The sequence below is a fragment of the Paenibacillus pabuli NBRC 13638 genome, from assembly GCF_001514495.1.
GTDB lineage: Bacteria > Bacillota > Bacilli > Paenibacillales > Paenibacillaceae > Paenibacillus > Paenibacillus pabuli.
Genome location: NZ_BCNM01000022.1, coordinates 90,330 through 114,827 on the forward strand (window position 1 = coordinate 90,330; position 24,498 = coordinate 114,827).

General features: G+C 45.8%; 26 protein-coding genes. 18 read left to right on the forward strand and 8 right to left on the reverse strand.

From position 1 onward, the window contains the following. Window positions 1-48: 48 nt before the first annotated feature. Genes PPA03S_RS25495 through PPA03S_RS25505 form a run of 3 tightly spaced genes read left to right on the forward strand, consistent with a single transcriptional unit; the run spans window position 49 to window position 1,696 of the window. Window positions 49-684, forward strand: a complete 636-nt coding sequence (locus PPA03S_RS25495) for a M48 family metallopeptidase (protein WP_062327281.1) — start codon at window positions 49-51, stop codon at window positions 682-684. 43 nt (window positions 685-727) lie between these two features. Continuing rightward, window positions 728-1,114 (forward strand): iron chaperone, encoded by a 387-nt coding sequence (locus PPA03S_RS25500; RefSeq protein ID WP_062327186.1) that lies wholly within the window; start codon window positions 728-730, stop codon window positions 1,112-1,114. A gap of 48 nt (window positions 1,115-1,162) precedes the next feature. Next, window positions 1,163-1,696 carry an isochorismatase family protein gene (locus PPA03S_RS25505; RefSeq protein WP_062327189.1) on the forward strand — a complete coding sequence of 178 codons (534 nt, stop codon included), beginning with the start codon at window positions 1,163-1,165 and terminating at the stop codon, window positions 1,694-1,696. Window positions 1,697-1,881: 185 nt separating this feature from the next. On the opposite strand, the gene PPA03S_RS34435 is transcribed toward PPA03S_RS25505, so the two are convergent. Together PPA03S_RS34435 and PPA03S_RS25510 are read right to left on the reverse strand one after the other, a co-directional pair. Next, window positions 1,882-1,962 (reverse strand): putative holin-like toxin, encoded by an 81-nt coding sequence (locus PPA03S_RS34435; RefSeq protein ID WP_350338901.1) that lies wholly within the window; start codon window positions 1,960-1,962, stop codon window positions 1,882-1,884. A gap of 245 nt (window positions 1,963-2,207) precedes the next feature. Next, complete coding sequence (locus PPA03S_RS25510; protein WP_062327192.1) at window positions 2,208-2,783, reverse strand: dihydrofolate reductase family protein; 576 nt, start codon at window positions 2,781-2,783, stop codon at window positions 2,208-2,210. A gap of 393 nt (window positions 2,784-3,176) precedes the next feature. On the opposite strand from PPA03S_RS25510, the gene PPA03S_RS25515 reads away from it, so the two are divergent. From PPA03S_RS25515 to PPA03S_RS25525, 3 genes are all read left to right on the forward strand, one after another. After that, entirely contained in the window at window positions 3,177-4,763 is a 1,587-nt protein-coding gene (locus tag PPA03S_RS25515; RefSeq protein ID WP_062327195.1) for a glycosyltransferase family 39 protein, read from the forward strand. 5 nt (window positions 4,764-4,768) lie between these two features. Beyond that, on the forward strand, window positions 4,769-5,338 hold the full coding sequence (locus PPA03S_RS25520; protein ID WP_062327198.1) for a hypothetical protein: 570 nt from the start codon (window positions 4,769-4,771) through the stop codon (window positions 5,336-5,338). 355 nt (window positions 5,339-5,693) lie between these two features. Next, a complete protein-coding gene (locus PPA03S_RS25525; protein ID WP_245683730.1) occupies window positions 5,694-6,248 on the forward strand; it encodes an HAD family hydrolase in 555 nt (184 codons plus the stop codon). Between the two features lie 170 nt (window positions 6,249-6,418). On the opposite strand, the gene PPA03S_RS25530 is transcribed toward PPA03S_RS25525, so the two are convergent. The 3 genes from PPA03S_RS25530 to PPA03S_RS25540 form a co-directional block, all read right to left on the reverse strand. After that, entirely contained in the window at window positions 6,419-6,628 is a 210-nt protein-coding gene (locus PPA03S_RS25530; protein WP_062327201.1) for a DUF6366 family protein, read from the reverse strand. Between the two features lie 119 nt (window positions 6,629-6,747). Further along, window positions 6,748-7,353 (reverse strand): hypothetical protein, encoded by a 606-nt coding sequence (locus PPA03S_RS25535; RefSeq protein ID WP_062327203.1) that lies wholly within the window; start codon window positions 7,351-7,353, stop codon window positions 6,748-6,750. A gap of 146 nt (window positions 7,354-7,499) precedes the next feature. Further along, window positions 7,500-8,501 carry an AraC family transcriptional regulator gene (locus PPA03S_RS25540; RefSeq protein ID WP_062327206.1) on the reverse strand — a complete coding sequence of 334 codons (1,002 nt, stop codon included), beginning with the start codon at window positions 8,499-8,501 and terminating at the stop codon, window positions 7,500-7,502. A gap of 326 nt (window positions 8,502-8,827) precedes the next feature. On the opposite strand from PPA03S_RS25540, the gene PPA03S_RS25545 reads away from it, so the two are divergent. The 8 genes from PPA03S_RS25545 to PPA03S_RS25580 all read left to right on the forward strand — a co-directional run bounded on the left by PPA03S_RS25545 (window position 8,828) and on the right by PPA03S_RS25580 (window position 18,161). Continuing rightward, window positions 8,828-11,521, forward strand: a complete 2,694-nt coding sequence (locus PPA03S_RS25545) for a glycosyl hydrolase (protein WP_062327209.1) — start codon at window positions 8,828-8,830, stop codon at window positions 11,519-11,521. A gap of 70 nt (window positions 11,522-11,591) precedes the next feature. After that, window positions 11,592-13,502: a beta-glucoside-specific PTS transporter subunit IIABC gene (locus PPA03S_RS25550; protein WP_068964236.1), complete on the forward strand. Its 1,911-nt coding sequence runs from the start codon at window positions 11,592-11,594 to the stop codon at window positions 13,500-13,502. Window positions 13,503-13,659: 157 nt separating this feature from the next. Continuing rightward, window positions 13,660-14,232, forward strand: a complete 573-nt coding sequence (locus tag PPA03S_RS25555) for an RNA polymerase sigma factor (RefSeq protein WP_245683731.1) — start codon at window positions 13,660-13,662, stop codon at window positions 14,230-14,232. Continuing rightward, window positions 14,207-15,052, forward strand: a complete 846-nt coding sequence (locus PPA03S_RS25560) for a hypothetical protein (protein ID WP_062327212.1) — start codon at window positions 14,207-14,209, stop codon at window positions 15,050-15,052. The genes PPA03S_RS25555 and PPA03S_RS25560 overlap by 26 nt, the downstream gene beginning before the upstream one ends. Beyond that, window positions 15,033-15,908, forward strand: a complete 876-nt coding sequence (locus PPA03S_RS25565) for an ABC transporter ATP-binding protein (protein ID WP_062327215.1) — start codon at window positions 15,033-15,035, stop codon at window positions 15,906-15,908. The genes PPA03S_RS25560 and PPA03S_RS25565 overlap by 20 nt, the downstream gene beginning before the upstream one ends. Beyond that, a complete protein-coding gene (locus tag PPA03S_RS25570) occupies window positions 15,905-16,960 on the forward strand; it encodes an ABC transporter permease (protein ID WP_062327217.1) in 1,056 nt (351 codons plus the stop codon). Before PPA03S_RS25565 ends, PPA03S_RS25570 begins: the two co-directional genes overlap by 4 nt. 308 nt (window positions 16,961-17,268) lie before the next feature. After that, window positions 17,269-17,703 carry an SMI1/KNR4 family protein gene (locus PPA03S_RS25575; protein ID WP_062327220.1) on the forward strand — a complete coding sequence of 145 codons (435 nt, stop codon included), beginning with the start codon at window positions 17,269-17,271 and terminating at the stop codon, window positions 17,701-17,703. 11 nt (window positions 17,704-17,714) lie between these two features. Then, window positions 17,715-18,161, forward strand: coding sequence for a tetratricopeptide repeat protein (locus PPA03S_RS25580; RefSeq protein WP_062327223.1), 447 nt, complete (start codon window positions 17,715-17,717; stop codon window positions 18,159-18,161). Window positions 18,162-18,334: 173 nt separating this feature from the next. On the opposite strand, the gene PPA03S_RS25585 is transcribed toward PPA03S_RS25580, so the two are convergent. Both PPA03S_RS25585 and PPA03S_RS25590 read right to left on the reverse strand, forming a co-directional pair. Next, a complete protein-coding gene (locus PPA03S_RS25585) occupies window positions 18,335-19,486 on the reverse strand; it encodes a hypothetical protein (RefSeq protein WP_062327226.1) in 1,152 nt (383 codons plus the stop codon). Window positions 19,487-19,784: 298 nt separating this feature from the next. Beyond that, complete coding sequence (locus tag PPA03S_RS25590; RefSeq protein WP_062327229.1) at window positions 19,785-20,189, reverse strand: CBS domain-containing protein; 405 nt, start codon at window positions 20,187-20,189, stop codon at window positions 19,785-19,787. Between the two features lie 147 nt (window positions 20,190-20,336). Here PPA03S_RS25590 and pbp4 point away from each other — a divergent pair, with 147 nt between their 5' ends. The 3 genes from pbp4 (at window position 20,337) to PPA03S_RS33450 (ending at window position 22,838) form a co-directional block, all read left to right on the forward strand. Next, complete coding sequence (gene pbp4 / locus PPA03S_RS25595) at window positions 20,337-22,415, forward strand: penicillin-binding protein PBP4(5) (RefSeq protein WP_062327232.1); 2,079 nt, start codon at window positions 20,337-20,339, stop codon at window positions 22,413-22,415. Between the two features lie 75 nt (window positions 22,416-22,490). Next, window positions 22,491-22,670 (forward strand): hypothetical protein, encoded by a 180-nt coding sequence (locus tag PPA03S_RS25600; RefSeq protein WP_062327235.1) that lies wholly within the window; start codon window positions 22,491-22,493, stop codon window positions 22,668-22,670. Then, window positions 22,671-22,838, forward strand: coding sequence for a hypothetical protein (locus PPA03S_RS33450; RefSeq protein WP_167666099.1), 168 nt, complete (start codon window positions 22,671-22,673; stop codon window positions 22,836-22,838). A gap of 190 nt (window positions 22,839-23,028) precedes the next feature. Here PPA03S_RS33450 and PPA03S_RS25605 read toward each other — a convergent pair whose 3' ends face one another. Next, the gene (locus PPA03S_RS25605; RefSeq protein WP_062327239.1) at window positions 23,029-23,781 is read right to left on the reverse strand and encodes a class I SAM-dependent methyltransferase; all 753 of its coding nucleotides are present in this window, start codon (window positions 23,779-23,781) and stop codon (window positions 23,029-23,031) included. 276 nt (window positions 23,782-24,057) lie between these two features. Here PPA03S_RS25605 and PPA03S_RS25610 point away from each other — a divergent pair, with 276 nt between their 5' ends. Then, on the forward strand, window positions 24,058-24,477 hold the full coding sequence (locus PPA03S_RS25610) for a VOC family protein (protein ID WP_062327290.1): 420 nt from the start codon (window positions 24,058-24,060) through the stop codon (window positions 24,475-24,477). Window positions 24,478-24,498: the final 21 nt, after the last annotated feature.

Here is a 24,498-nt window from a genome sequence, read left to right on the forward strand (position 1 = left end):
TTGGAAGAAGCGGAGCGCATTATGCTAACTATTGAAATAAACAATCACATGATTAACTGTCATATCGAATACGGGAAACGGAAGAAAGTTTCCATTACGATGGATTTACCCTATATGGTCACAATCAAGGCTCCTAATGGAACCAGTGAAGAGATGATCCAGCAGCTTGTGGAGCAGCACGGAGAAGTGATTTTGAAGAAATCAGCTCTGATGCAGCAGGCATTGGACGGTCCTCAAGCGAAAGAATACGAAGAAGAAGGCAGAGGGAAGTTTCTTCTCTTTGGCAAAGAACATGCACTCCATGAGTTAATTGAAGTAGAGGGACGTTCGGAAGAGGATTTGCGTGCGAATCTGAAGAAGTTTTATTTTGCCGAGTGTAAAAGAATGATCGGTGAACGAATCGGTCGTTACCAGCAGGCGTTGAAGGTGAAGCCGAAGTCGGTGGATATCGTGGAATCGGCGACCAAGTGGGGCAGCTGCAGTTGGGATAAAAAACTGACGTTTAACTACCGCTTGGCGATGGCGCCGCTGGAAGTCATTGATTACGTGATCATTCATGAGTTATGCCACATCCATCATATGAATCATGATCGTTCGTTCTGGCGCCGTGTGGGCAGTATTATGCCTGACTACAAAGCCAAGGAGGATTATCTGATGCGAAATGGCCGAGCCATGACGTTGTGAAAAATGCCCATACCACGAATGGACGTGGTGGAAGGAGTTCAAGATGTCAGAGAGTACCTCTTTTGATGTGCTGGTAGATGATTATATCTCGCAATTCCCTTCGGATGTACAGATCAAATTACAAGCATTAAGACAGATGATTCGCGATTCCGCTCCCAATGCCGTGGAGAAGATCAGTTACAAGATGCCAACGTATGCAGAGCACGGGAACTTGGTCCATTTTGCTGCGTACTCCAAGCATATCGGATTTTACCCGGGTGCCAGTGGAATCGAGGCATTTAAGGAAGAACTCTCACGATATAAAGGGGCCAAAGGATCGGTACAATTTCCTTTGGATCAACCATTGCCAGAAGAATTAATCCGCCGGATCGTGGAATTTCGGGTGCAGGCAAATGTGGAAAAGGCTCGGGAAAAGAAGCGAAAGAAGTAGTGGATCGGGGAAAACGCCTATTGATCTACTATAGCAAGGGGAGAGCGTATGAATAAAGCCCTGATTGTGTTGGATGTGCAATACGGGATTACGTCATTGAGGGATTTCAAAGCACAGGTAGGCAAAATTGAAGCGATTATCACTGATTTTGAACAGCGGAATGAACCGGTCATTTACTTGAAACATGTAGACTATGATCATGAGGGGTCTTCACTTTTTTACAAGAATACTGCGGATCTGGAAATTGTCGTTGACACTGGGCGGCATGCGGTTTTGGAAAAAAGTAAACCTAACGCCTTTAGCAACCCGGAGTTGAAGAAATGGCTTCATGAACAGCAGGTGGAACATGTGTTTATTGTTGGATTTAACACAGAATATTGTTGCCTGTTTACGGCAATTACTGCGGAACATGAAGGATTCAAAGTCACTCTGATCGAGGATGCAACGGGTACGGTAAACACAGAAGAGACGTATGAAATGCCGGGATTGGACATCCAGGACTTTGTCGGTTCGATTCTGAACTGGTCCAATTGCATTGAGGTTCTATATTGGCATGAATATAAGGAATTGTATGAGGATTAACACGGTTTATATGTGACTTCAAAGATTTTGAGTATGGTATAATGAGAGCAGATTAGACGTAAAATGCTCAGAGAGCCGTGCTGGTAACACGACTCCTCTGAGCAATAGCCGCTTTTAAGGGCGGCGGGCTTCGGTAACATAACGGCACGATGAAATAGACCGCAATCCTTTGCTACGGGGGCGGTCTATTTGCGTTTATCGGACAGAATGGCAACGATGAGTGTACCAAAGGTAAGCATCAGCATGATTGCTTCAAACACTGTCACAGGGCATCCCGAAACCCTTGTAAATAAATCTCTCTTTCCAGAAGTGTTTGCATAGAAAGTTGAGTATCTTCATATAAAAAAATGGTCTGATTCAGATGTTCAGGTAAAGCTTGGCGAATGGTATGAAAATAATGATCAGATTCTTCAGATCGTTAGGTATAATCAGGCTGCGTGTGACCGCCTTTGTGAAAAGGCGGTTAATTGCGCTGTCGTCTCCCGTTAGCGTAATCACTTAAGTGACAAGGTCATCTTACCGTCTGGTAAACGAGACCTATGGCTCCAGAATCAAAGGTCTTGTTTTCGATTAGCTTAAGATTGATCTTCTCCTTGATGCCTTGGAATAACGGCAATCCCTTACCGATCAGCACAGGAGAAACCGTAATTTTATACTCATCAATTAAATCAAGCTGCATAAGATGGTGTGCGAACCTAGGACTGCCGAGGATGACCATATCCTTGCCAGGCTGCCGTTTGAGATTATTGATCTCTTCCTCGATATCTTCTTTCACGAGTCTGGAATTATTCCATTCGACGGTCTCCAACGTCGTGGAAAAAACGATTTTGGCTGTCTTTTCGATCCACTCGGCATGATTCCGTTCATGTTCCGAAGCTGATGGGTCCGAAGGCACAGATGGCCAGTAACTGTGCATCATCTGATAAGTCCCACGTCCCCAAATAACAGTATCGGCAGTACTCAGAATTTCTTTCGCGTGCTTCTCCAAATCAGCATCGTAGGAAACCCAGCCAATGTCCATTGCACCATTCGGCCCTTCTACAAAACCGTCAAGCGATGTGTGCAGAAATAGAACGAGTTTTCTCATTTTTCAGTTCTCCTTTGTTCAAGCATAATTTAGCCTGGGTTGTTTCTTATGGATTGCTAATCCCACACCTGCCCGTTAGCTTAATAAGAAGAAGCAGAAAGCCGAAGCTTTGTGTTCGTGTCGGTGACAGTAACCAGGCACGATTTGATCAACATATTCTTCTTATTCGATGAGGTATTCTCATATTCCTTGTTGTCTTTATAACAGAACCCAGCCAAATAACTTTGAGTTAAAAAAATAGACATGGGACCGTTACCTTATCCAAGGGACGGCTTTTTTGTGTTTGAAATCATCCCCCAATAAGCATTCTTAAGCACGAAACTGAATTCAGCCTTTTTTCAGGTAGAGGCATTATACTATTCCCGAATCCTGTACTGGAAAAGGAGTTTTGGCATGTCTAAGGTGATTCATAAGTCGCTTTATCTCATTATGCTTGTTTTTGTCGGCGTGTTTATCGTTTCGTCCCTGTTCGTCAGGGCCCAGTACAACTACACCCTGTACGGGGATAATCCGATTCTGGGCACGCAGCAGTGGAGTATATTTATCCCGGTGATTGCTTTGCTTCTGGTATCGGGTGTTGGATTGTACCGACTTTGCCTGAAGCTGAACAAATACAGTCCGAAGGTTGTCATTCCGGTGGTGCTGCTATGTTCTCTCGGAATTCAAATCCTAATTATCTTCGTATTTCCACGAGTGCCCACGGATGATTCACAGACCGTGCTTTCACTCGCGATGAACATGCTCTACAATCAGGACTATTCATCATTTGAAACGGGCGGATATCTGCACATGTTCCCGTTTAACTATTCCACCGTCTTGTATCTCAAAACATTGCTGTACCTGTTCCCGGATAATTATCTGGTAATCAAGTTGTTTAATAGTTTGTTTTCAACGGTAACGACGTTAATGATTTATCTCATTTATAAACAGTTAAATACCAAGTCCGCGGAACGTGATTACGGGGTTCTGATCTTTGCAGCCACGTACCTGCCATCCCTGTTTCTGAACAACCTGATCTATAACGATGTAATTGCTACAGCATTTCTAACAACTTGTTTATATTTTTTGATTCGGTTTGTACGGGAAAAGTCTTGGCAGACGATCGTCATTGCCGCCATTTTGCTCGCGATTGGCAACGACTTCCGAAGCATCGGCGTGATCGTGCTGATTGCTGCTATGTTAACCATCCTGCTAAATATGCGAAGTATTGGATTCAAGAAAGGGATTGCCTCCATCTTCGTGCTGGCTATTTTGTTTAACGTCCCAGGGTGGACTCAGAATGCGGCATTAAAATCTTCAGGTGCTGTAAGTGAGCCTGTTGGGGAAAATTCGGCACCGGTCTATATGTGGCTGAACATGGGTATTAATCTGGAACGTTTCGGGTTCTGGGACAATATGGAGAGCTACCAGATTTATCAGAGACAGGCCAATTATAATAAAGCTAAAAGTACAGCACTGTACAAACAGGAGATTGAACGCAAGCTGTCGGAAGCCAGCTTAAGTGACTTGGCTCAGATGTATTACAAAAAAATGATTTGGACCTGGACCGAGGGTACCTACCAAATGGATCGATATGGCATCGGCAATGAAAACAGCTCCTCAGGTATGGGAAGAGGACGGGCAGGCGGAATCGCAGGCTCCTACAGTTATACCAATGCGGTAACAGACTTATTCCAGGGATATTCCGTCTACCGGATAGGGTTGCTCTGGGTCGTTTATGTGATGAATTTCCTGATGTACTGTTTTATTTTCATTCGATTAATCGGTGGAATTTGTGGAAAGCGGTATGACGAGGTTCCTTTGATTCTAATCATTCTCGGATTTATCGGGTTCTATATACTGTGGGAGATTAAATCGAGGTATATCTACCCCGTATATCCGCTGCTGGTTGTATTGTCGTACATGGGATTCAAAGATGCGTATAACTTCATGTTTCATAGAAAACTCGGCTGGGAACGTTCTTCCCTGGGAAAAAGGTGATCCGTATGCGAAAAAATAGTTACCTCACATCGGCTATGCTCATGTTGTTGACCTGCTCAGTCTTGCTCGCAGCCTGCGACGCCATTACTGCCCAGAACATTACGAATACCGGTTCTGCACAAGGCATGAATGGTGGTGGTCCGGGCATGAACGGAGGCACACAGAGGGGCGGAGGCCAAGGGATGAATGGCAGAACAGGCGGCCAGAACGATATACGTGGCATGATGAATGCCGATATTACAGGCAGAGTCATTTCTGCTACAGGGAGTACAGTCACGATCATGTTACTTGAGGTGCAGGACAGCTCATCCACAGGCTCCACGAACGGAAATGGAAGACAATCAGGCGCATCCAGAGGCGGAAGCATGGATATGAAAGATACGGGCATCGAAATGGAATTGAACATCAGCGAGGATGTGAAGATCACTGAAGGTATGGGCATGGATGCCCCTGGTAACAACCAAAACGCTAATTCATCTATTCAGGTGTCTGATCTGAAAGAGGGAAATGTCGTTATGGTTTGGTATAAGGAGAACACCGAGACCGTAGAACGAGTGGTCGTTACCCAATACTGATATTCGTTGCCTATACTCACGTGTTGGAGTGTTATGGAAATCACTTGTTTCTCGAAGGGAGTGAGTGTCATGAAACGACGAGCTAAGATGATGCACAGTGTGACTACAACAATTAAGGTGATCACCAATTGAATAGAGCCGGCAGAGCAACGGACGCATGGCCGGAATGGATCCTGATTACTTATCCAGTCGAGATGATTTAGCTTAATTCAGGCACTTGCATAAACTTCATAAATAATGATTGATTTTTCATTCGGCTCCATTGTAACATTGGATTAAGCGCTATACCTTACATTGGGCTTTCATGTTTGATTACATGGTCAAACGGAAAACTGTAAGCGGTTTCGACAATTGAATGAAGAGGACGGTCATGACGAATATGGACAACAAAAAGTTAATTATCTTTTTTGACAGCGGCGATACTATCGTTGATGAATCGACCGAGATTCGGGACGAAGAAGGAATCGTTCTGAGTGCGGATCTGATTCCGGGTGCGGATATCACAATCCGAACGCTTCATGAAAAGGGGTATACGCTAGCCCTGGTTGCTGACGGGGATGCACAATCCTTTAAGAACGTATTTAAGCAGCATGGGCTTCACGATTATTTCAGCACAATGATTATTTCGGAGAACATTAAAGCCAGCAAGCCAAGCCCGCGGATGTTCAAGGCCGCAATTGGTGCGCTTGATTTGTCTGAAGTTGATTTCTCCAGGACAGTGATGATTGGCAATAACCTGAGCCGTGATATGAAGGGAGCCAACGCACTTGGCATCACCAGCATCTTTCAGAGCTGGACGCCGCGTTATCCCCATGAGCCGGTGGATGAAATGGAGCGTCCGACTCATACGGTCAGTGAACCAATGGAGCTGCTTGAACTTATTGAACGGCTGAATGCCGAGGTCAAATAAATCAGTTTCAACCATGCCCTTGGATAGAAGGATGGAATGTCATTCTATCTTCTGCTCAGGGGCGTAAAATCCGTAACTGGGGTAGGTGTCCAGTGTCCACATGGAAGAATCACATCGGAAGCCGTTGCTATACTTGGGCATATTTCAGCAGATTAAGCACCAGCACATTTTCACTGCAATTTATAAATTACATACCCTATAACCACTATTACAATAAGAATTCCGGTCCCTTTCCATCCCAAACCGCCAACTAAATCTGCGAAACTTCCAAATTGGGCACGATTTATGCCATCACCAAACGTACTCATGTGGTTTCCCTTTAATTCTTCTTGTCTCAAACGCTCTCTTTTTTCTTCTGGTGTTTCTTCTCGAAAATCCAATGTAACCACCCCTGAGATTTTTTTTCGGTAAACAGAACCTATATTCCAAAAGAACACAGGTGATCCGAAGTAAGTCAGGAACGCTTTGTGCTCTTGGCTGTATTCAAATGATGTTGGAATTAGGGTTCGATGCTTAGATCAAAATCAGGCTCACACATATAGTCAATTGGATAGAGATCATCTCTCGCCGAGATTAATGCACGAAGGTGCAGGTAACGATTTTGGGGTTGTTTGACAACACCATCGACAGAATAGGGGACAAGTTCAGCCACGACGAAAACATCCTCTGCATGGTTACATTTAAAGATTACATTATTCGGGTTACACACTTCCTCCATATAACTGTAGGTCATGACATGAAAGGAACGGCCCTTCCAAATCGTCTTAATCACTTTATAGGACTGCGTCCGCACAAGATCAAGATAACGCTCCAGTGCAAAGGTATGCTCGAACTGGGTGATATACCCTTTTTTATCCACATCAATCGTAAATTCCACATCATAGCTTTCGTGAAACTCTTCCTTATACGTTCCCTTCATCATCTTCATCGCATCAAAGTAAGAACCGAATTCAGAATCTTCCACATAGGGAATGGCAATAAGCTTAGGCTCAACATGATCGGTAATTTCGGTATTCTTGGAAGTGCCCGTAATAAACTTGGATGGCTGAAGGTCAATCGACCCAATCATTTTTCCAGCATAAGCAGGACTGCAGGTAATTCGCATAGTCATCTCCTTTGTTGTTAGTCAGTAATTAGACGAAAGGCAAAGGCGAAAGTTGCGCCAAAATAAGGAAATGAAGATTAGTTATGGCCGCGCAATACTCTATCGTCGAGCAAAATGGTTACAGAGTTGCGCCGCTGTATTCGCCGTCATTCTTGTGTTTTGGTAGCGTTTTGCTCCCTATATTGCTGGGGTGTGATGCCGAAGTGATCCTGAAATTTTTTATAAAAATAACTGAGATTGCTATGTCCCGTACTGCTGGCTATGTCATAGATCGTACGATCGGTATTCACGAGTAGAAACGAGCAATAGTTTAGTTTTTCGCTTTGAACCAAATCTTTGAATGTATGTCCCGTCGCTTTTTTAATGAAAGTGGATAAATAATTTGGATTGAAATTGAAATGGCTTGCCGTGCTTGTAAGTGAGCAGTCCATGTAATGATTCTCGATGTATTTCAGAATTTCGATGATTGTCACCTTGTTCTGCGCCAGTGTGCGGGGGCGATTCGTATCATACTGAAACACACGCAGCAGCTCGTGGAAGATCAGCAGCATGTAGGAATCCATCATTTCGGACGAGCCGAGTGATTGGTCATAATATTCACAGAGCAACTGTCTCATCAGAATGGGAATGTTGCGGTTATTCTCCGAGTGAAAAATAACGTAGCGGTTGTGATTCTGCCGATCCGAAATCGCATTCGCTAGAAAGTGAGACAAAATGCCGTTGTTCGCCAACTTGCTCAGAAATGAAGAGGAGAAGTATTTCTTACGAATCAGCATGTTGATGATCACATCATCTTCCGATGTGGGCAGAATGGCGTGAGGCACACCTGTATCTACAATACAGAACTGTCCTTGCTTTAGCGTGACCTTTTTACCATTAATGATCTGAGCGCACTGACCCGAATACACGAAGCTGAGCTCAATGAAGGTGTGAATGTGAAGCGGCACCTCGGCAAACCGTGTGTGCTTGGAAATCGTGATGTTGTCTTTTTCCGCAATCATGTCCGCAAAAACATAGACTTCCTGTCCATCATGAACGATTTTTTTCATTGAATCATAGGTGGCAGAGCGGGAGGATGGATGAGCCTGATAATGCAACTCCCTGTCTGTGAGTGTCCGAAGCTTCACATCCAGTTGATCATGGTCCATGTCGGCTGCCTCCATTCGGCTGAAGTTTGTAGGTAACCATAACATCTGAAATTATGACAGTCAATATGTACTGTTTTGATATTTCAGTCTTTGTTTGAAAGCGCTATATCAAAAGTGTGATATAAAAATAATCTTTGTTTATATTTATCTTCACCCGTTTTCGACTGTTTCATGAGTTTTATGCACTTACTTGTATTTGAATTAAACTCTAATCGCCTTTCTATAATATGTAATTTTGATACTTATATAAGTTGAACCTGAATTTTTACATCATAACGGAGAGTGCAGAACCAAGTTGTTCGTATTGCAGAAAGGAAGGATGTTGGATGAGAAAGATTACCGAAGTATTGGAAAACCGGGAGGGAAATTATATTCTGCCTTTCTTCTGGCAGCACGGTGAGGAGGAGCATGTACTGCGTGAGCATATGCAGGTCATAGACGAGAGCGGAATCAAGGCAGTGTGTGTGGAATCCCGTCCTCACCCGGATTTTGTTGGACCCCGTTGGTGGGCAGATCTGGACATTATCATGGATGAGGCGCGTAACCGGAACATGAAAGTGTGGATTCTGGACGATTCTCATTTTCCTACAGGATACGCGGCAGGAAGAATCAAGACGGATTATCCCCAGTACCAGAAGCAGTTTCTGAAAGTACATCAGCAGGATTTCGTCGGACCGCAGCTGCAGGCGGGAATCATGGTGAAATGGGCGCTGCAACGACCGGGCCAGAGAGGCATCAGTGTTGGGGTGGAGCAAGTGAAGTCGGATCAGGGGGGCGAACAAAAGGAAGCCTTCTCGGCTAAAGATCGGATTGTCGGGGTAGTGGCGGCTCGCAAAACAGGTCCCGATGAGATTGATCCGGATTCCCTGGTTGATCTGACCGCACAACTGCACGAAGGAACAGTCCACTGGGATCTGCCGGAAGGGCGCTGGAGAATCTTCACACTGGTTCTGACCTATGACGGGGGTGAGAAAGCAACCGAGGGATATCTCAACCCTATCGTACCAGAGGCGACGCAAGTGCTGATTGATACGGTGTACGAGGCACATTATGACCGGTACAAGGCTGACTTTGGATCCACACTGGCCGGGTTTTTCTCGGATGAGCCGAGGTTTGGCAATGTAAAAGGACCGCTGGCTTCCATTGGACGCATGGATATGATTCTTCCGTGGCGGGAGGATCTGCCTGACATGTTGAAGCAGCATATCCCGGATGAGGAGGTTATTCGCTTGCTACCCCTGTTATGGGCGAATGCAGGAGTAAAAGGCCATGAGATGCGCTATCGCTACATGGATCTGATCACCCGATTATACGCCGAACATTTTACGGGCAGACTGGGAGATTGGTGTCGCGCCCATCATGTAGAGTACATTGGGCACGTGATTGAAGACAATAACGCCCATGCGAGACTTGGTTATGGAGCAGGGCATTTCTATCGCAGTCTGTGGGGGCAGGACATGTCCGGCATTGACGTGGTGCTGCATCAGATTTTGCCTGGCATGGATGACGGCTATTACAAATCCTTCACATCAACCGGATGGGACGGAGAGTTCTTCCATTATGGCATGGCGAAAATGGGGACTTCACTCGGGCACCTGGACCCCAAGAAACAAGGACGGACCATGTGTGAGGTATATGGCGCTTACGGATTTGGAGAAGGTCTCAAGCTGATGAAATGGATCACGGACCATATGCTGGTGAGGGGGGTTAACCACTTTGTACCTCATGCGTTTTCACCGAAAAAATACCCCGATCCGGACTGTCCGCCGCATTTATATGCCAACGGATATGATCCGCAGTATCGATATTTGCCAATACTGACACATTACATGAACCGAGTAAGCCATCTGTTATCCGATGGGGTGCATGTTGCACCAGCGGCCATACTATATCACGCAGAAGCCGAGTGGTCCGGAGAGTATATGCTGTTCCAGAAACCAGCGAGAGAACTCACACAGCACCAGATCGATTTTGACGTAATCTCGGCTGAGCTTGTTGCTTCATCGCAGGTAGAAGGCGGAAAACTTCACATTAACGGAGAGCACTTCTCTGCCCTGATTATCCCTTATGCCGAGGCGTTGCCGGAGCACCTGATTGCTCAGCTTTATGCATATGTAGAAGCGGGTTTGCAGGTCTATTTCGTGGATGGACTGCCTGATCGCAGCAGCGAAGGGGAGGCTTGCGAAACCGAATTGTCAGTACTGGATCAACATGAACGAGTAAGTATTGTTCCATTGCATGAACTTGCGGCACGGCTGCGGAGCGATGACGTGTATGAGATTTCCGTGTCTGAACACCAGCCGTACTTGCGTTATTATCACTATCGTCATGACGATGGCGATGTATATATGTTCTTCAATGAAGATCCGGCGAAAGCTATCGATACAACGATTGAAATCCCCGTGTTAGACGGAGTGAATGAGGCCTACATCTATGATGCTTTTGCCAATGCACTCTCACCATTACAGGTTAGCACAGGTGAGAACAAGCAGACGTTCACTCTGAGACTTGAAAAATATGAGTCTGTAATGATTGTGCAGGGTGCTGGACTGGCGGATCAGATCACAGAAGCTTCAAACTCAGATCGTTCGTACCCAAAAGTGCAGGAGATCACAGGAGAGTGGAACCTCTCGTTGGCAACGGCCATGCAATACCCGGAATTCTCGGCGTATGGGACGTGTTCGGAGCTTGCTTCTCTCGCTGTACCAGAGGTGCTGCCAGACTTCTCGGGAACCGCAAGATATGAAATTGAGTTTGACATGGATGAAGTACCTGAAGCAGCCCGACTGGTGATTAATGAACCGTATGAAGTGGCTCAGGTTTGGCTGAATGGTCATGACATCGGAACGCGAATCAGTCCACCGTACGCGTACGACGCCAGCGGATGTTTACAACCGAAGAACAACACCCTTGCGATCGAAGTGACAAACACCCTTGTGAAGGAACAGCAAGACTTCCTGTCGCAATTCCTGATTCAGGAACCGACAGGCATCGTAGGCAGCGTCTATTTACAATACTGAAAATGGATATGGATGAAAGTGTGAGAATGGATTGTTCATTCATATCGCACCTATGAGGGAGTGATCAGGCATGGATCATCGTCAACTGGCAACGGATGTGTTACGCAGTGTCGGAGGCAAAGAAAACATCAACAAGGTTACGCACTGTGTTACCCGTTTGAGATTTGAACTGAAAAACAGCAAAATTCCCAATGCCGAAGAAATCAAGAAAATGGATGGCGTGCTTACCGTCATCCAGCAAGGGGGGCAGTATCAAGTGGTCATTGGGAACCAGGTGGTTCCCGTATTTAACGAGCTGTCTTCCCTTCTGGGAGACATGAGCAATACTGAATCCTATAATGATGTACAAGGAGAGAAAAAGAGTCTCTTTGACCGCTTCACATCCATGATTTCCGGTGTATTCACGCCTGTTATGGGAGCGCTTGCAGCAAGCGGTATTATCAAAGGGTTGCTGGCGTGTTTGTCTGCATTCGGTGTTCTAACCGCAACGGATGGAACGTACATCGTGCTCAATGCGATCGGGGACGCATTATTCTACTTCTTCCCGATTTTTCTGGGTAGCTCGGCGGCGAAATACTTCGGTCTGAATCAATATGTGGGGATGATTATCGGGGGCTCCATGGTATATCCCACGCTTGTGAGCTTTGTAGGTTCCGAGCAGCAGTTGACCTTCCTCAGCCTGCCAATGAATATGATGAATTATACGTCATCCGTATTCCCGGCAATTGTAGCGGTGTGGATTGCATCCCTGTTGAATCGTGTCATCGAGAAGCGTATACCGCAAGGCTTCAAATATTTTCTGGCTCCGTTTATCGTGCTGCTGATTACGGTCCCCCTGACCCTATTCATCATTGGTCCAGTGATATCGTACCTCAGTAACGGACTGGCCGATATTACGACAGCCATCTACAATTTCAATCCGGTTCTGGCAGGACTTGTGCTTGGTGGACCGTGGATTCTCATTGTCATGTTTGGTTTGCACTGGGCCTTTATTCCGATCTTTATTAACAATATGGCAACCATCGGTTACGATTCCGTGATGGGATTGCTGGCAGCGAATCAGTTTGCGATGGCAGGCGCAGCTTTGGCCTTTGGACTGAGAGCACGGGACAAACAGGTGAAAACGCTGGGTATTTCAACTGGCGGTACAGCCTTGCTTGGTGTGAGTGAACCCGCATTGTATGGTGTGCTACTTCCACAGAAAAAACCTTTAATCATGGCTATTATCGGTGGTAGTGTTGGTGGAGTCATTGGTGGAGCCTTTTTGTCCAAAGTCTATGCGTTTGCTCCGTCCGGTGTATTTGCTATTCCGGGTGCCGTTAATCCTCAAGGCATTGATGCTGGATTCTACGGTTATGTAGTACAGATGGCGGTGGGTCTCGTTATTGGTTTCATTCTAACCTATCTCTGGGGGTACAAAACCCGATCGGAATCTGCGAAGTCTACACCCCAAGGTTCAGTAAATTCCGTATCTGTATCTGATGTCCGTGGACAAAATAACGATTCAGGTTCCCCCGTACAAAAGGCAGAGATGACGGTACACAGTCCGCTGTCGGGCGAGGTGGTAGAACTGGCCAGTGTAGCGGATGAAGCATTCTCCAGTGAAGCCATGGGAAAAGGAGTTGCCATTATCCCTTCGAGTGGCACAGTGGTTTCTCCTGTTGAGGGTGTAGTAACAACCATCACCAAATCCAGACATGCGATTGCCGTCATTGGCAACGATGGGGTGGAGGTATTGATCCATGTGGGCCTGGATACTGTCAAACTGAAAGGCGAGGGCTTTACCCTCAAAGTGCAGGAAGGTGATCAGGTGAATGTCGGGGATGTAATGATGGAAGTGGATTTGGCAAAAATCAAGGAAAGAGGTTTTGAATGGATTACTCCGGTAATCATCACGAATTCTGGCAATTATTCATCGGTAAGTGGAATCGGGGAACGGAACATCTCTGCAGGTGAGCCAGTGATCGCGATAAAAGTGTAGATTTATCCGTTAATGATCCATTAATTTAAGATGTATGATAATATGACTCCAAGCCTGCGTTCATCGCGGGCTTTTCTGCATTCAGAATATATACATAAATATTTTTGATCTTTTATGATCGAGGCATCGTTAATTGAATTGAGGGGGTGAGGGAGCGTTGAATGATGAAGAGCTTATTCAGGAGATTCGTGAAGGCAGCCGGGCTGCGATGGAAGTATTGGTGAAGCGGCATTATAAGTCGATATTCGCTTATGTGTACCGGAAAACGGGTGACTATCATACTGCTTATGATCTGACCCAAGAGATATTTGTGAAAATGATGAATTCACTGGACAAGTATCGGGACACCGGAAAATTCAGTCACTGGCTGCTGAAAATTGCAGTAAATCATTGCCTGGATTATTTTCGTGGACGCAATTTCAAACAACAGCAGAGAGAGTGTGAGTTAACGGAAGGGGCGCTCCCTGCCAGTGAACACCAGAATGTATGGAACATATTCCATAAACGGCTTCAGAACGAACAAGTCAGGCAGGCGGTATTAAGTTTGCCCGAGCACCAGAGGGACGCGGTTATCCTGAACTATTACAACGGACTAAAGATCAGGGAGGTTGCCGATCTTACGGGAGCAAATGAATCGACAGTAAAGTCACGCATACGTTTGGGCATAACGAAATTAAGGGAAATCATTCTGGGAGGTGAACGGGATGAAACGAAGAGGACACGGAGATAAACGAAATCGAGCAGCTGAATTGGAGATGGAGGAGTACAACGAAATTGCTCCCTATCTGGACGAGTATGCGGTCGATTTTCCATCCGAAATGGAGATCGACAGAATGATCAGGGCACTGGATGCCCATATGCCGGATCAGGCGGGCGTTCGACCGAAACCATCATACGGAAGGTCAATGAGGGAATTGTTCCAGCTTGTTCGGGGTGAGGTCGCAGTTTTCCACAAATCATACTGGTTGGTTTGTTCACTGCTCTTGCTGCTCGGATTTTGGCTGGGAACACACAGTAAAATCGATCCTTACATGAGCGGTCTCGTTCTGGTTCCTGTACCTTTTGTTCTTGGATTGCTGGAAGTATTCAAAGGCAGGGATCAGGGGCTCATGGAAATCGAGCTGACCTGCAAAATAACGGCACAGCAGCTGATGCTGACCCGTCTGATCGTAGTGCTCGCAGGGAATATGGCATTTATATTTTTGCTTATGCTGGCGATATCCGGTGGAACAGACAGTTCCATCTCATGGAGTGCAATCGGTCTATGGTACACACAGCTGATGATCGCTGCAGGGGCCAGTCTGTGGCTAGCGATGCGTGTCAGGGGTGGAACAGCTGTCAGTATCTTTTTGACACTATGGTTCGGACTGATATGGCTTGCATTAAGTAATCCCAAGTTCATTGCGCTATTTCAATCGATCCAGCCGTCTGTACAGATCGCAATTGCGCTATGCGGAGTGATCCTGTTGATCAGTCAGATCTACCAGATGGCGCGAAAATACACATCACAAACGGAAAGAGGTTATTCCTTTGATATTGACCATGGATAACGTATCCAAGAATTATAGGAAAAAGTGGGCCGTGCAATCGTTCTCGCTCGAGCTGTCCAGCGGAGGCGTCTACGGTCTGCTCGGACCGAACGGAGCTGGCAAAACAACGTTGCTTCGCATGCTTGTAGACATTTCCAAGCCAACGTCTGGGCAAATTATGCTGGATGGGCAACCCATAGCGCAGCTGGGAGATCGATATCGCAGCATATTGGGATATATGCCACAGCGCTTTGGATTTTATAACCGTTTCAGCGCACATAAATTTCTCATGTATATGTGTTCGTTGAAAGGGCTGAGTGTGGAACAGGCCTCTGTCCGTGTGCAGGAGACATTACGTATGGTTGATCTGGAGAAGCAGGCGCAGCATAAAATTCGCACGTTCTCTGGAGGCATGAGGCAGAGGCTCGGCATTGCACAAGCCTTGCTGAATGATCCGCAGATTCTGGTTCTCGACGAACCCACGGCTGGGCTGGACCCGAAAGAGCGCATTCGATTCCGCAATATTATTGGCGAGTTGGGAAGAGATCGGATTGTATTGTTATCGACACATATCATTTCGGACCTGGAGTTTTCGTGTAAGGAAATGATCCTGATGAACGATGGCAAGCTTATTACCCGGAATACACCGACTGAAATTATGAACAGCATGAAGGGCAGTGTATGGAAAGCAATTTTGACGGAGCAGCAGCTTACCGAACTTACATCTCATTTCAAGGTAAGTGGTTTGTCCTATCAGGCAGACGGGATTGTAGCCAGAATCCTGGGCAAAGAACGTCCTGTTCCGCAAGCGGTACCAGAGCCACCTCGGCTCGAAGATGTATATATGCACTATTTTGACGAGGAGGCGACATCGTGATTCGTTTAACCCAATTTGAATTTTTAAAAATTATGACACGTAAAAGCATTTATCTGGCACTCGCCGGGCTCCTTGTGCTGCTTGTTTTATATGCCTGTTTCAGACATTCCGGACCGATGAACGGTACATCATATTACAAACCCTATGAAGGCCCCATTACAGCCGAGAAGGTGAAAGTCGCACAGGATCAAATCCAAAATTATAGCGAAGAAACCCAGAATCGTTATGGTGTATTTTATGATATTTCCGTATTTTCGCCATTCAAGAACTCGATAAGATATGACGAGCACGGCAATGTTATGGAGCGCACGGTAACCGTCTCCGAAATTCACTACAATAAACCATGGGGCTATCTGCTGGAATACATTGATCAATTTGGAGTACTCTTTATGATGGTCATGATTTTACTGGGCTTGGCTCCGGTATTTGCAGAGGAGTATGCATTGGGAACAGCGGCGTTATTGCGAAGTAGCAAACGGGGAAAAGGGCAACTTGTATCGGCAAAATTGATGGCGTCCATGTTCTATGTTGTGATATGTGTTGCTGTGTTCACAAGCGTTAACTTGCTGGTGTACTGGCTGAGGTTTGGCAATCTGGCCGGGGCGGATACACCAATACAGAGTGTTGGGATGTACTTTTACAGTTTTGATTATGAGTTCTCACCCTATAAGTTCACCGCAATTCAGTACTATGGGGTTCAACTCGTTACACATTTGGTGGGCTGCCTGATCTTTGGGTGTATTGTATTGTTGGTGTCTGCCCTCAGTTCCACGTCGTTTATTGCCATGGTCGTGAATGTAGCGCTTGTAGGGGTACCTTATTTGGCATTTGATGTAATGAATTTTAATCCGGGCTGGGCTACGTGGATTGAGGAATTCTCATTTAGCACGATGATGCGGGTAACGAGGTTTTTTCTAACGCCGGTAAGTTATTCCGTATTTGGAATAGAGCTGTCCTATTTGAATTGGTATATGATCATCATGGCTGTGGTTACTATTGGAGTCATACTTGGTACTTATCGTACGTTCCGCACTCGCGAGGTGTTTTCTTGATATAATTCGATTAGGGATGATTATTATTAAATTGGGGTCCGCAGTTATGCGGGCTTCTTTTACATCATGTGATATTTCCAATCGTTCTACTCTTTTGATACAGTAACAGTGCACCCTATCGTTCTGCGCTTGATGAGAGAGTATGGATTCCTGTTAAACCTTTGTCGTGATTTAACGGATAAAGGCGATCGTAGGGGCTGTTCTATCATCACAGTGTCAAGTGTGAAAAATTTTTAGTTCACTTGATATAGTACCTGAGGGTTTTATCATCATGGCTGCATCATGTTCGATTCATTAGGAGGCTTAATATGTTATCTAATAAAGTGATTGATTATTGCCAAAATCAGGGCTGGTGGCATGAAGATGTGCTGGCAGAGTACGAAGAAGCTTTACGTAAACTCGGTATTGATCTTGAATCTGATTTTGCACATTTTTATTTGCATGCTGATGATGGTCCGACCTTTTACAGCAGACATCAGGAAATCTATCAGATCTGCTGGGTTATGGAAAACACCGTATATTTGGAGGACATGACGGTAGCTCAACTCACGTTGGGATTGCCTGAAGCCTACATACCGCTTGACAGCTTTGAGGGCGAGGGTGGATTCTTTTATAACCGCCAAACGGGAGATGTGGTCCTGGTGGAGCTTGGTGAGTCGATCGAACGTTTCCTGAACGGTGAGAGTACACCGCAGTGGGCGAGCTTCAATAACTTTTTGGAATGGTATTTCGAACTGGAGTAGGAGGTTATGGAATGAAGGATCTGACACCGGAACATCCCGAACTGGAGAGAGAAATTATCAAAACAGTTGAAGCGGGCAATGTTCTGGATGAAACGAAGCAGCATGAGCAGGCCCTGATCTATTATGATCAGGCTTGGGGGATGCTGCCTGAGCCGAAGACTGACTGGGAAATGGCAAGCTGGATCGCTTCCTGTCATGTGAATGCACATATGGACCTGGAGCAATACACACTGGCGAAGCCGTGGGCTGAAATGGCCCTGCAAACGAGAGGTTCCGATATTAATACCGGGCCGTGGATTGAGCTGGGTATAGTCTGCATGAGGCTAGAGCAGCATGATGAAGCTTTTGCTCATTTGAACCAGGCATATGCATATGGCAAGGAAAGGGCGTTTCAAGGCAGTCCGCGTGACGTTTTGCAATATTATAAGGAACAAAAGATGAAACGTGAACAAAACTGATTCTACGGATTACAGGATAAAGGGTACCCTATCTGCCAAATCAATGGCCGTCGGATACCCTTTCTTTCTAATTTATATATAGGTTTGATCCTTCACCTGGTTAATCTTTCGCTCCGTAAGGGAAAAATTCATCCACGAGATCCTGCGGCGATATGGACACTAATACGTGCATTTTACATGCGAAAAGGACGTCGTGCTTTTCGATCTTCCCGGGAGCGTCGCTTTATGGCGCCATGGGTATTCCGTTGTCTTCTCCACATCCAGTAGAGGACGAGTCCATGGATTCCGGCAGCCGTTAACAAGAGTCGAATAAACCATCCCACCGATGTTTTCATCAGTGGGTCCGCAGGGCTGAGGACCTTGGTAACTTCAGATGGGTCAGGAATAGAACGTGGCGTCCCGTCTTTCTCTTGCACATTCATTGCTGAAGAGCGATCCAGCAGAACGGTCGTTGTCAGATTCCATTTGCCATTCACAAGTGCACGTATGGTGGCCCGCTCAGCATCGGCATCGGTATGAAGCGTCAGCAGTCCATCCGGCGTAATAGATATTCCCTGCACGGGGGTGTCGAGCTGGAACTTTACATCAGGCGTTTCCTCTGAGGAGGATTGAACACGGTATTGGACAACGGATTCCCCGGTTACAGGCTTCACCACACGCTCGTCACCAGTCAGTTGCAGTGTGGTGAGCGCGTTCTCCGCAATAGCTTGCTTCTTGGACAAAGGCTTGATATTGCCGATGCGGAAGCTCAATTTGGCGTTTTCGGGAGTTGTGGTTGTAATGCCCCAGCCAATGACTGTGCCCAAGTTCACTTGGCCTGCCGTGCTGGCCTTGTTTTGGACCATTAGGCTGGAAAAGGGAATACGAATCTGTCCGACAAATCCCGGTTCTAACTCAATCAGACCGGAAACCGGGTGAACCAGTTCAGCCTGTCCGGTTGATTTTTCGACGACGATGATGTTTCGATCATCAGACACAGTAAGGGAGCTTTTATCCGATCGGGTCAGTACGATATTAAGAGGCAGCTTTCGGTCCGAGGCATTGCGGATGGAGAAGGTCAAAGCCCCATAGGCTGACCAGTCCCGATTCTTCAGCTCATAGACGTAAGCCGAATAGTCTCCTTTTTTGAGCCCCTGCGTAGAGGTCTTAATCTGAATACTGCCTTTGTTATCAACGCTGGTGTCTACCTTCGCTCCGTCGTTCCATTCATGGAGTGTATTCTCACTCACTTTGAGCTGCTCTGCCTGAACAGCCTGAATAGGATATACGTTCCATAACACAGCAAGGCTGGCGACAAGCGTCAATTGTTTCCACTTTTTGATCATTTGTATTGCCTCCGCTCTATAAATAAGCCATCTCGTTCAGTTCGTCTGGAGAGATGTTGTTTAGCCATTTAATCTATTTTCAATGGGTGTATTTTGTCGAATAATAATAATCATTGTATTTATATGTCGAAAATTGTGCAATATAACGGTTTTATTTATTCGTATACATGAGGAGAAAATTAAAAGTGTTCTGGCATGAGCATCTAACACAAAAAATGACGAGCTGGGGCTCGCCATTTTTGTTTCAGCCTTTGCCATCTTCATTTTCCATCGCTAAAGACCTATATTCAATTGAAAATTAGTCGGATATGTTGCGCGTATAATACTCAATAATATCCTTGCGACGAATAATACCGAGGAAGACACGGTCTACGTCCACTACAGGCACAAAGTTTTGGTCAGCTGCCAGCGTCAGCATATCCTCCATCTCAGCCTTGATAAAGACGCATTCATTATATACCCGGTTGTCAATCTCATGGACCTGAACTTGATCCATGGTTTCGAAGGTCAGACCCGGAGTGCTCCGCATTTTCCATAACAGATCGCCTTCGGACAGGGTGGCAACATATTTTCCATCCTGGTCAATCACGGGAATGGCGGTATAGTGCTGTAATTCAAGCATCTCGATCGCATCTTTCATGGAAGCGGAGGAGTCAATATAGGCCACTTCGGCTTTAGGGAGTAAAAAATAGCTGATTTCCATCATCGGGCTCCTTTACTATAATCTCACTATCCTTATTTAAACATATTATGTGAGCTTCCGGCTATTTTTAATGATAAATTCATCAGATTTGTTCCATTGTTTAATTGGGGCTGGAAATCTATAGTATATATTAGAGGTGATATGATCATGAAATCAAAACGTAAAATCTTATACGGGCTGCTTCCCATCTTGTTTGCCGGTGGAATCGGAATGTACTTATACATGCAGAATAACAAAACAGAGGAAGTGAAGCCGGAGGTCACTGTTAATCAATACATAGAGCATTTGCACAAGAAAGAATTCGATCAGCTGTATACCTTGATGACCCCTGCTTCGCTGAGTGAGTCAGGCATGAATCGGGAGCAATTTGTGGAGAAATACAATGCAATCTATTCGGGTATGGAGGTTTCTGCGATTAAGGCAGAGTTGAAACCAAAAGTAGCAAACGTAGAGACAACAGACGGCACTAGTAACGAAGAGGAAAGCAAAAACCAAAACCTGGATATCTATGAAGTGGACTACAATCTGCAATTAATGACCTTCCTGGGGGAAGTCAATGAGACACATACACTGAAACTGGTACGTGAAGAATTGGAGGATGGCGGCAAAATATGGCGGATCAACTGGAAGCCATCCCTGATTCTGACCGACATGGTTAAGGGAAGCAAAGTCCGGGTGAGGACACTCTTCCCGGAACGTGGGGACATTGTTGATCGTGATGGACTTCCTCTCGCCACCAAGGGAAACATATATGAATGGGGCATTGTGCCGGAGAAGCTTGGAGAGAACCCGGATGCCATGATTGCTCGGATTGCGAAGCATTACAAGGTAACGGAAGATGTAATTACTCAAGCGCTTGGCCAGAAATGGGTGAAACCGGAATATTTTGTCCCCATCGCTTCAACAGAGGACTCCAGGGTGCCTGATGCCCTGGCGGGTGTGCAAGTTCAATCCAAGGAAATCCGATATTATCCGCTTGGTGAGGCTGCTGCACATCTGATCGGTTACGTGCGCAAGGCCACCAAAGAAGATCTGGAAAAAGATACAGAAGGATACTACCGTGCGGAAGATTGGATTGGCAAAGCGGGACTGGAGCAATCGCTGGAGAAACAGCTTCGCGGCGAACGTGGGGGTCTGATCGAGATTACGGATGAATCTGGCAACACTCGCAACGAGCTAATCCGCAAGGATGCGGTAGATGGAGAGAACATCCAACTGACGATCAGCTCAGCAAAACAGCGGAAGTTATATAAAACGTTATCCAGCAGCGGTGACGCCGGGGCAATGGTGTTGATGAACCCGACAGATGGGAACCTGTTGGCACTGGTTAGTGCGCCTGCCTACAATCCGAACAAGATGGTTACAGGGCTGACACAGGCAGAGTGGGATGCCTATTCAGCAGATGAGAAGCTTCCATTTATCAACCGATTCACAAATCGTTATGCACCAGGTTCAACCTTCAAAGCCATTACGGCAGCGGCAGGGCTGATGGAGAAGGTCACTACTGCGGACAAATCGCATGACATCTCCGGCCTACAGTGGCGCAAGGACGAGAGTTGGGGCGGGTATTATGTTAAACGTGTAAAAGATGTGTCTCCTGTAAACATGGTGGATGCGTTGGTTTACTCGGACAATATTTATTTTGCGAAGGAAGCCGTAGAGATGGGCAGCGCCAAGTTTATCGACGGTATCCAGAAGTTCGGTTTTGGAGACAATTTTGGGTTGGATGAACTGTATTTGAAACCAAGTCAGTATGCAAACGAGGCTCATCTTGATCTGTCGTCCGAGGTGCTGCTCGCTGACACATCCTATGGACAGGGAGAGATGTTGATGTCGCCGATTCATCTGGCGTCGTCCTTCACCCCTTTTATTAATGAAGGAAAAATGGTGAAGCCTGTACTGATAGAGGAAAAGGAAACCGTCCAACCGGAAGTTGTAATTACACCCGAGGTTGCAAATACGGTGAAGGATGCCTTGGGCCAGGTGGTAACCCGAGCGGGAGGAACCGCCCATTCCTTGAACTCACTCCCTGAAGGATTGGCAGCTAAGACAGGGACTGCCGAGTTGAAGACCAAGAAGGGAGAGAAGGGACAGGAGAACGGTTTTGTCGTGGTATTTGATACCGATTCGCCATCCTTCCTTATAGCCGCAGTCATTGAAGGGGTCAACGGACGAGGCGGCAGCCATTATGTTTTGGATAAACTGAAGCCTTTCCTGGAGAAGTAGGGAGTAACGCAGTAATTATTCAAGATGCAAATATGCAATAATCGTAATATGTTAAATGTTGTGGAGGTGTTGTTAATGTCATCAAATGAGGATATAAAAAAAATCATTAAATTAACAGGTGAAAGAGCACGCCTCGACGCTAAAATACATGCAACATATGTTGTCTACAGCACTCCGAATGGAGAGATTGTAAAAGAATATGCTGACGGAGTAAAAGAAACTATATCTCATGGACCAAGTTTGGATGATGCATAGATGGGATCTACAATGTTTGTTTTTGCAGGTAATAACGGCAGTGGTAAAAGTACAATTAGGAACTTGATCATTGATCGTATTGGAACAAACGTTAATATTGATCCTGACGCTCTAGCTAGAAGAATTAATTCTCCATTTCCTGAAACGGTTCGAGTATCTGCAGGCTAATCAAGATGGCTTGCAAGAATGTGTGTCAGAGTTTCCTGAATGGGCAGTACAAATAAAAGAACAAATTCATAATAGAAGCAATAATTAAAACAGAAGTTTTTTTTAAAAGGCCCAGCCTCCATTCATATGATTTGTGAATGGGGCTGGGCTTTATCTTTTGCTGCTTATTGTTGAAAAATATAAATTCAGTTTATTTCCGGGCAGTCAGCATAAAGCGTGCCGAGTTCGTTCGAATCCCTTTATCGCAGCGATTTTGCTCGACAAACTGCTGGAAACGCTCTAAGTCGGATTCCTTCTCTCCAAAACCGGGAATGATCGGTGCATGGGTCAGCAGGAAAAGCAGATCATCAGTCGTGGCGTAATACTCTGTTGCATTATATTCACGGATCCGGATGTCATGGAAACCGGCTTCGTGAAGTTCATTTTGATAGCGCATCATCAATGTGCCGGAACAGTCAGCAGACTGTCCACGACCGAATGCTTCGGATATGTTGTGTTTATCCTGCTCGCTGACCTGCTGGGTGAGAAACACGCCATCGTCGTCGAGCACTCGAAACACTTCTGCCGCGCAAAAGGGAGCATGCCTGGAAGTAACAATAGTAAAGAATCCATCCGGAAATGTCAGTTGATCTGCGTTCATGGACATAAAACGTACATTCGGACTGGAACCTGACTTAGCCAGATTACGCTTGGCGGTTTCAATCATGCTTTGGGAAAGATCGATCCCAACCAATAACAGGGCTGCATGTGCGATGGACAGTACAGCTTCTCCACCACCTGTGCCAATGTCGAGCAGCAGATCGGATGGGCAAGCGCAGCGCGCAACTTCCTCATAGAAGTTCCACTCCACACCCTCTGCAATGACGTTCAGGGAACTGAAGTCCCAGCCATTCAAACGACCCATGTGTTCGTAAAAAGCATTATAGTCCATCGTTTTTTTCATTATATATGTTCCTCCAATGTGAATTATGGATTCAAGGCCAAATGTTGTTCATCATCGTTACGGTTCTATGTCGAGCAGACTCAAAAGGACAGACGTATCCCATGATAAGCTGGTACGCGTTTTGACCCAGCCCGACGACTAATTACTTCGACGATTCGGAAGCAACATCCGTTTCACCTCACATTGTGGAATATCGTTATTATAATGAATTGACAGCGCATACGCGAGATGTTATTTTGAGGTGAAATCCATTCTTTTCAATTGAGGTGATCCATGGTGGCTGTTCGTGCCAAGCAGATTTTTGTCAACTTGCCCGTTAAGGATTTAAAGAAGTCCGTCGAATTTTTTACCAAAGTAGGTTTTGAGTTCAATGCGAATTTTACAGACGAGTCTGCGACTTGCATGATCATTGGAGACAATATCTATGCGATGCTGCTGGTGGAGGATCGTTTTCAATCGTTTATTTCCAAAAAAATATCCAATGCGGCGGAAACGACAGAAGTTATCGTAGCCTTATCGGTTGAGAGTCGTGAACAGGTTGATGTCATTGTACAAGCTGCCCTGGATGCTGGCGGTAAGCCATCTAATGATCCTCAGGATCATGGGTTTATGTATGGCTGGAGTTTTCAGGACCTGGATGATCATCTGTGGGAAGTTTCCTATATGGATCTAAGCAGTTTTCCCACACCAGAATAGAATAGTTTGTCAGTGCCTTCC

Bases quoted from the DNA above. Each gene is read 5' to 3' on its own strand.
- PPA03S_RS25535 (WP_062327203.1), bottom strand. From the start codon at position 7,353: ATGCGAATTACCTGCAGTCCTGCTTATGCTGGAAAAATGATTGGGTCG.
- pbp4 (WP_062327232.1), top strand. From the start codon at position 20,337: ATGAAATCAAAACGTAAAATCTTATACGGGCTGCTTCCCATCTTGTTT.
- PPA03S_RS25520 (WP_062327198.1), top strand. From the start codon at position 4,769: ATGCGAAAAAATAGTTACCTCACATCGGCTATGCTCATGTTGTTGACC.
- PPA03S_RS25505 (WP_062327189.1), top strand. From the start codon at position 1,163: ATGAATAAAGCCCTGATTGTGTTGGATGTGCAATACGGGATTACGTCA.
- PPA03S_RS25500 (WP_062327186.1), top strand. From the start codon at position 728: ATGTCAGAGAGTACCTCTTTTGATGTGCTGGTAGATGATTATATCTCG.
- PPA03S_RS25495 (WP_062327281.1), top strand. From the start codon at position 49: ATGATTAACTGTCATATCGAATACGGGAAACGGAAGAAAGTTTCCATT.
- PPA03S_RS25605 (WP_062327239.1), bottom strand. From the start codon at position 23,781: ATGAAAAAAACGATGGACTATAATGCTTTTTACGAACACATGGGTCGT.
- PPA03S_RS25575 (WP_062327220.1), top strand. From the start codon at position 17,269: ATGTTATCTAATAAAGTGATTGATTATTGCCAAAATCAGGGCTGGTGG.
- PPA03S_RS33450 (WP_167666099.1), top strand. From the start codon at position 22,671: ATGGGATCTACAATGTTTGTTTTTGCAGGTAATAACGGCAGTGGTAAA.
- PPA03S_RS25510 (WP_062327192.1), bottom strand. From the start codon at position 2,783: ATGAGAAAACTCGTTCTATTTCTGCACACATCGCTTGACGGTTTTGTA.
- PPA03S_RS25590 (WP_062327229.1), bottom strand. From the start codon at position 20,189: ATGGAAATCAGCTATTTTTTACTCCCTAAAGCCGAAGTGGCCTATATT.
- PPA03S_RS25540 (WP_062327206.1), bottom strand. From the start codon at position 8,501: ATGGACCATGATCAACTGGATGTGAAGCTTCGGACACTCACAGACAGG.
- PPA03S_RS25585 (WP_062327226.1), bottom strand. From the start codon at position 19,486: ATGATCAAAAAGTGGAAACAATTGACGCTTGTCGCCAGCCTTGCTGTG.
- PPA03S_RS25515 (WP_062327195.1), top strand. From the start codon at position 3,177: ATGTCTAAGGTGATTCATAAGTCGCTTTATCTCATTATGCTTGTTTTT.
- PPA03S_RS25545 (WP_062327209.1), top strand. From the start codon at position 8,828: ATGAGAAAGATTACCGAAGTATTGGAAAACCGGGAGGGAAATTATATT.
- PPA03S_RS25525 (WP_245683730.1), top strand. From the start codon at position 5,694: ATGAAGAGGACGGTCATGACGAATATGGACAACAAAAAGTTAATTATC.
- PPA03S_RS25560 (WP_062327212.1), top strand. From the start codon at position 14,207: ATGAAACGAAGAGGACACGGAGATAAACGAAATCGAGCAGCTGAATTG.
- PPA03S_RS25580 (WP_062327223.1), top strand. From the start codon at position 17,715: ATGAAGGATCTGACACCGGAACATCCCGAACTGGAGAGAGAAATTATC.
- PPA03S_RS25600 (WP_062327235.1), top strand. From the start codon at position 22,491: ATGTCATCAAATGAGGATATAAAAAAAATCATTAAATTAACAGGTGAA.
- PPA03S_RS25550 (WP_068964236.1), top strand. From the start codon at position 11,592: ATGGATCATCGTCAACTGGCAACGGATGTGTTACGCAGTGTCGGAGGC.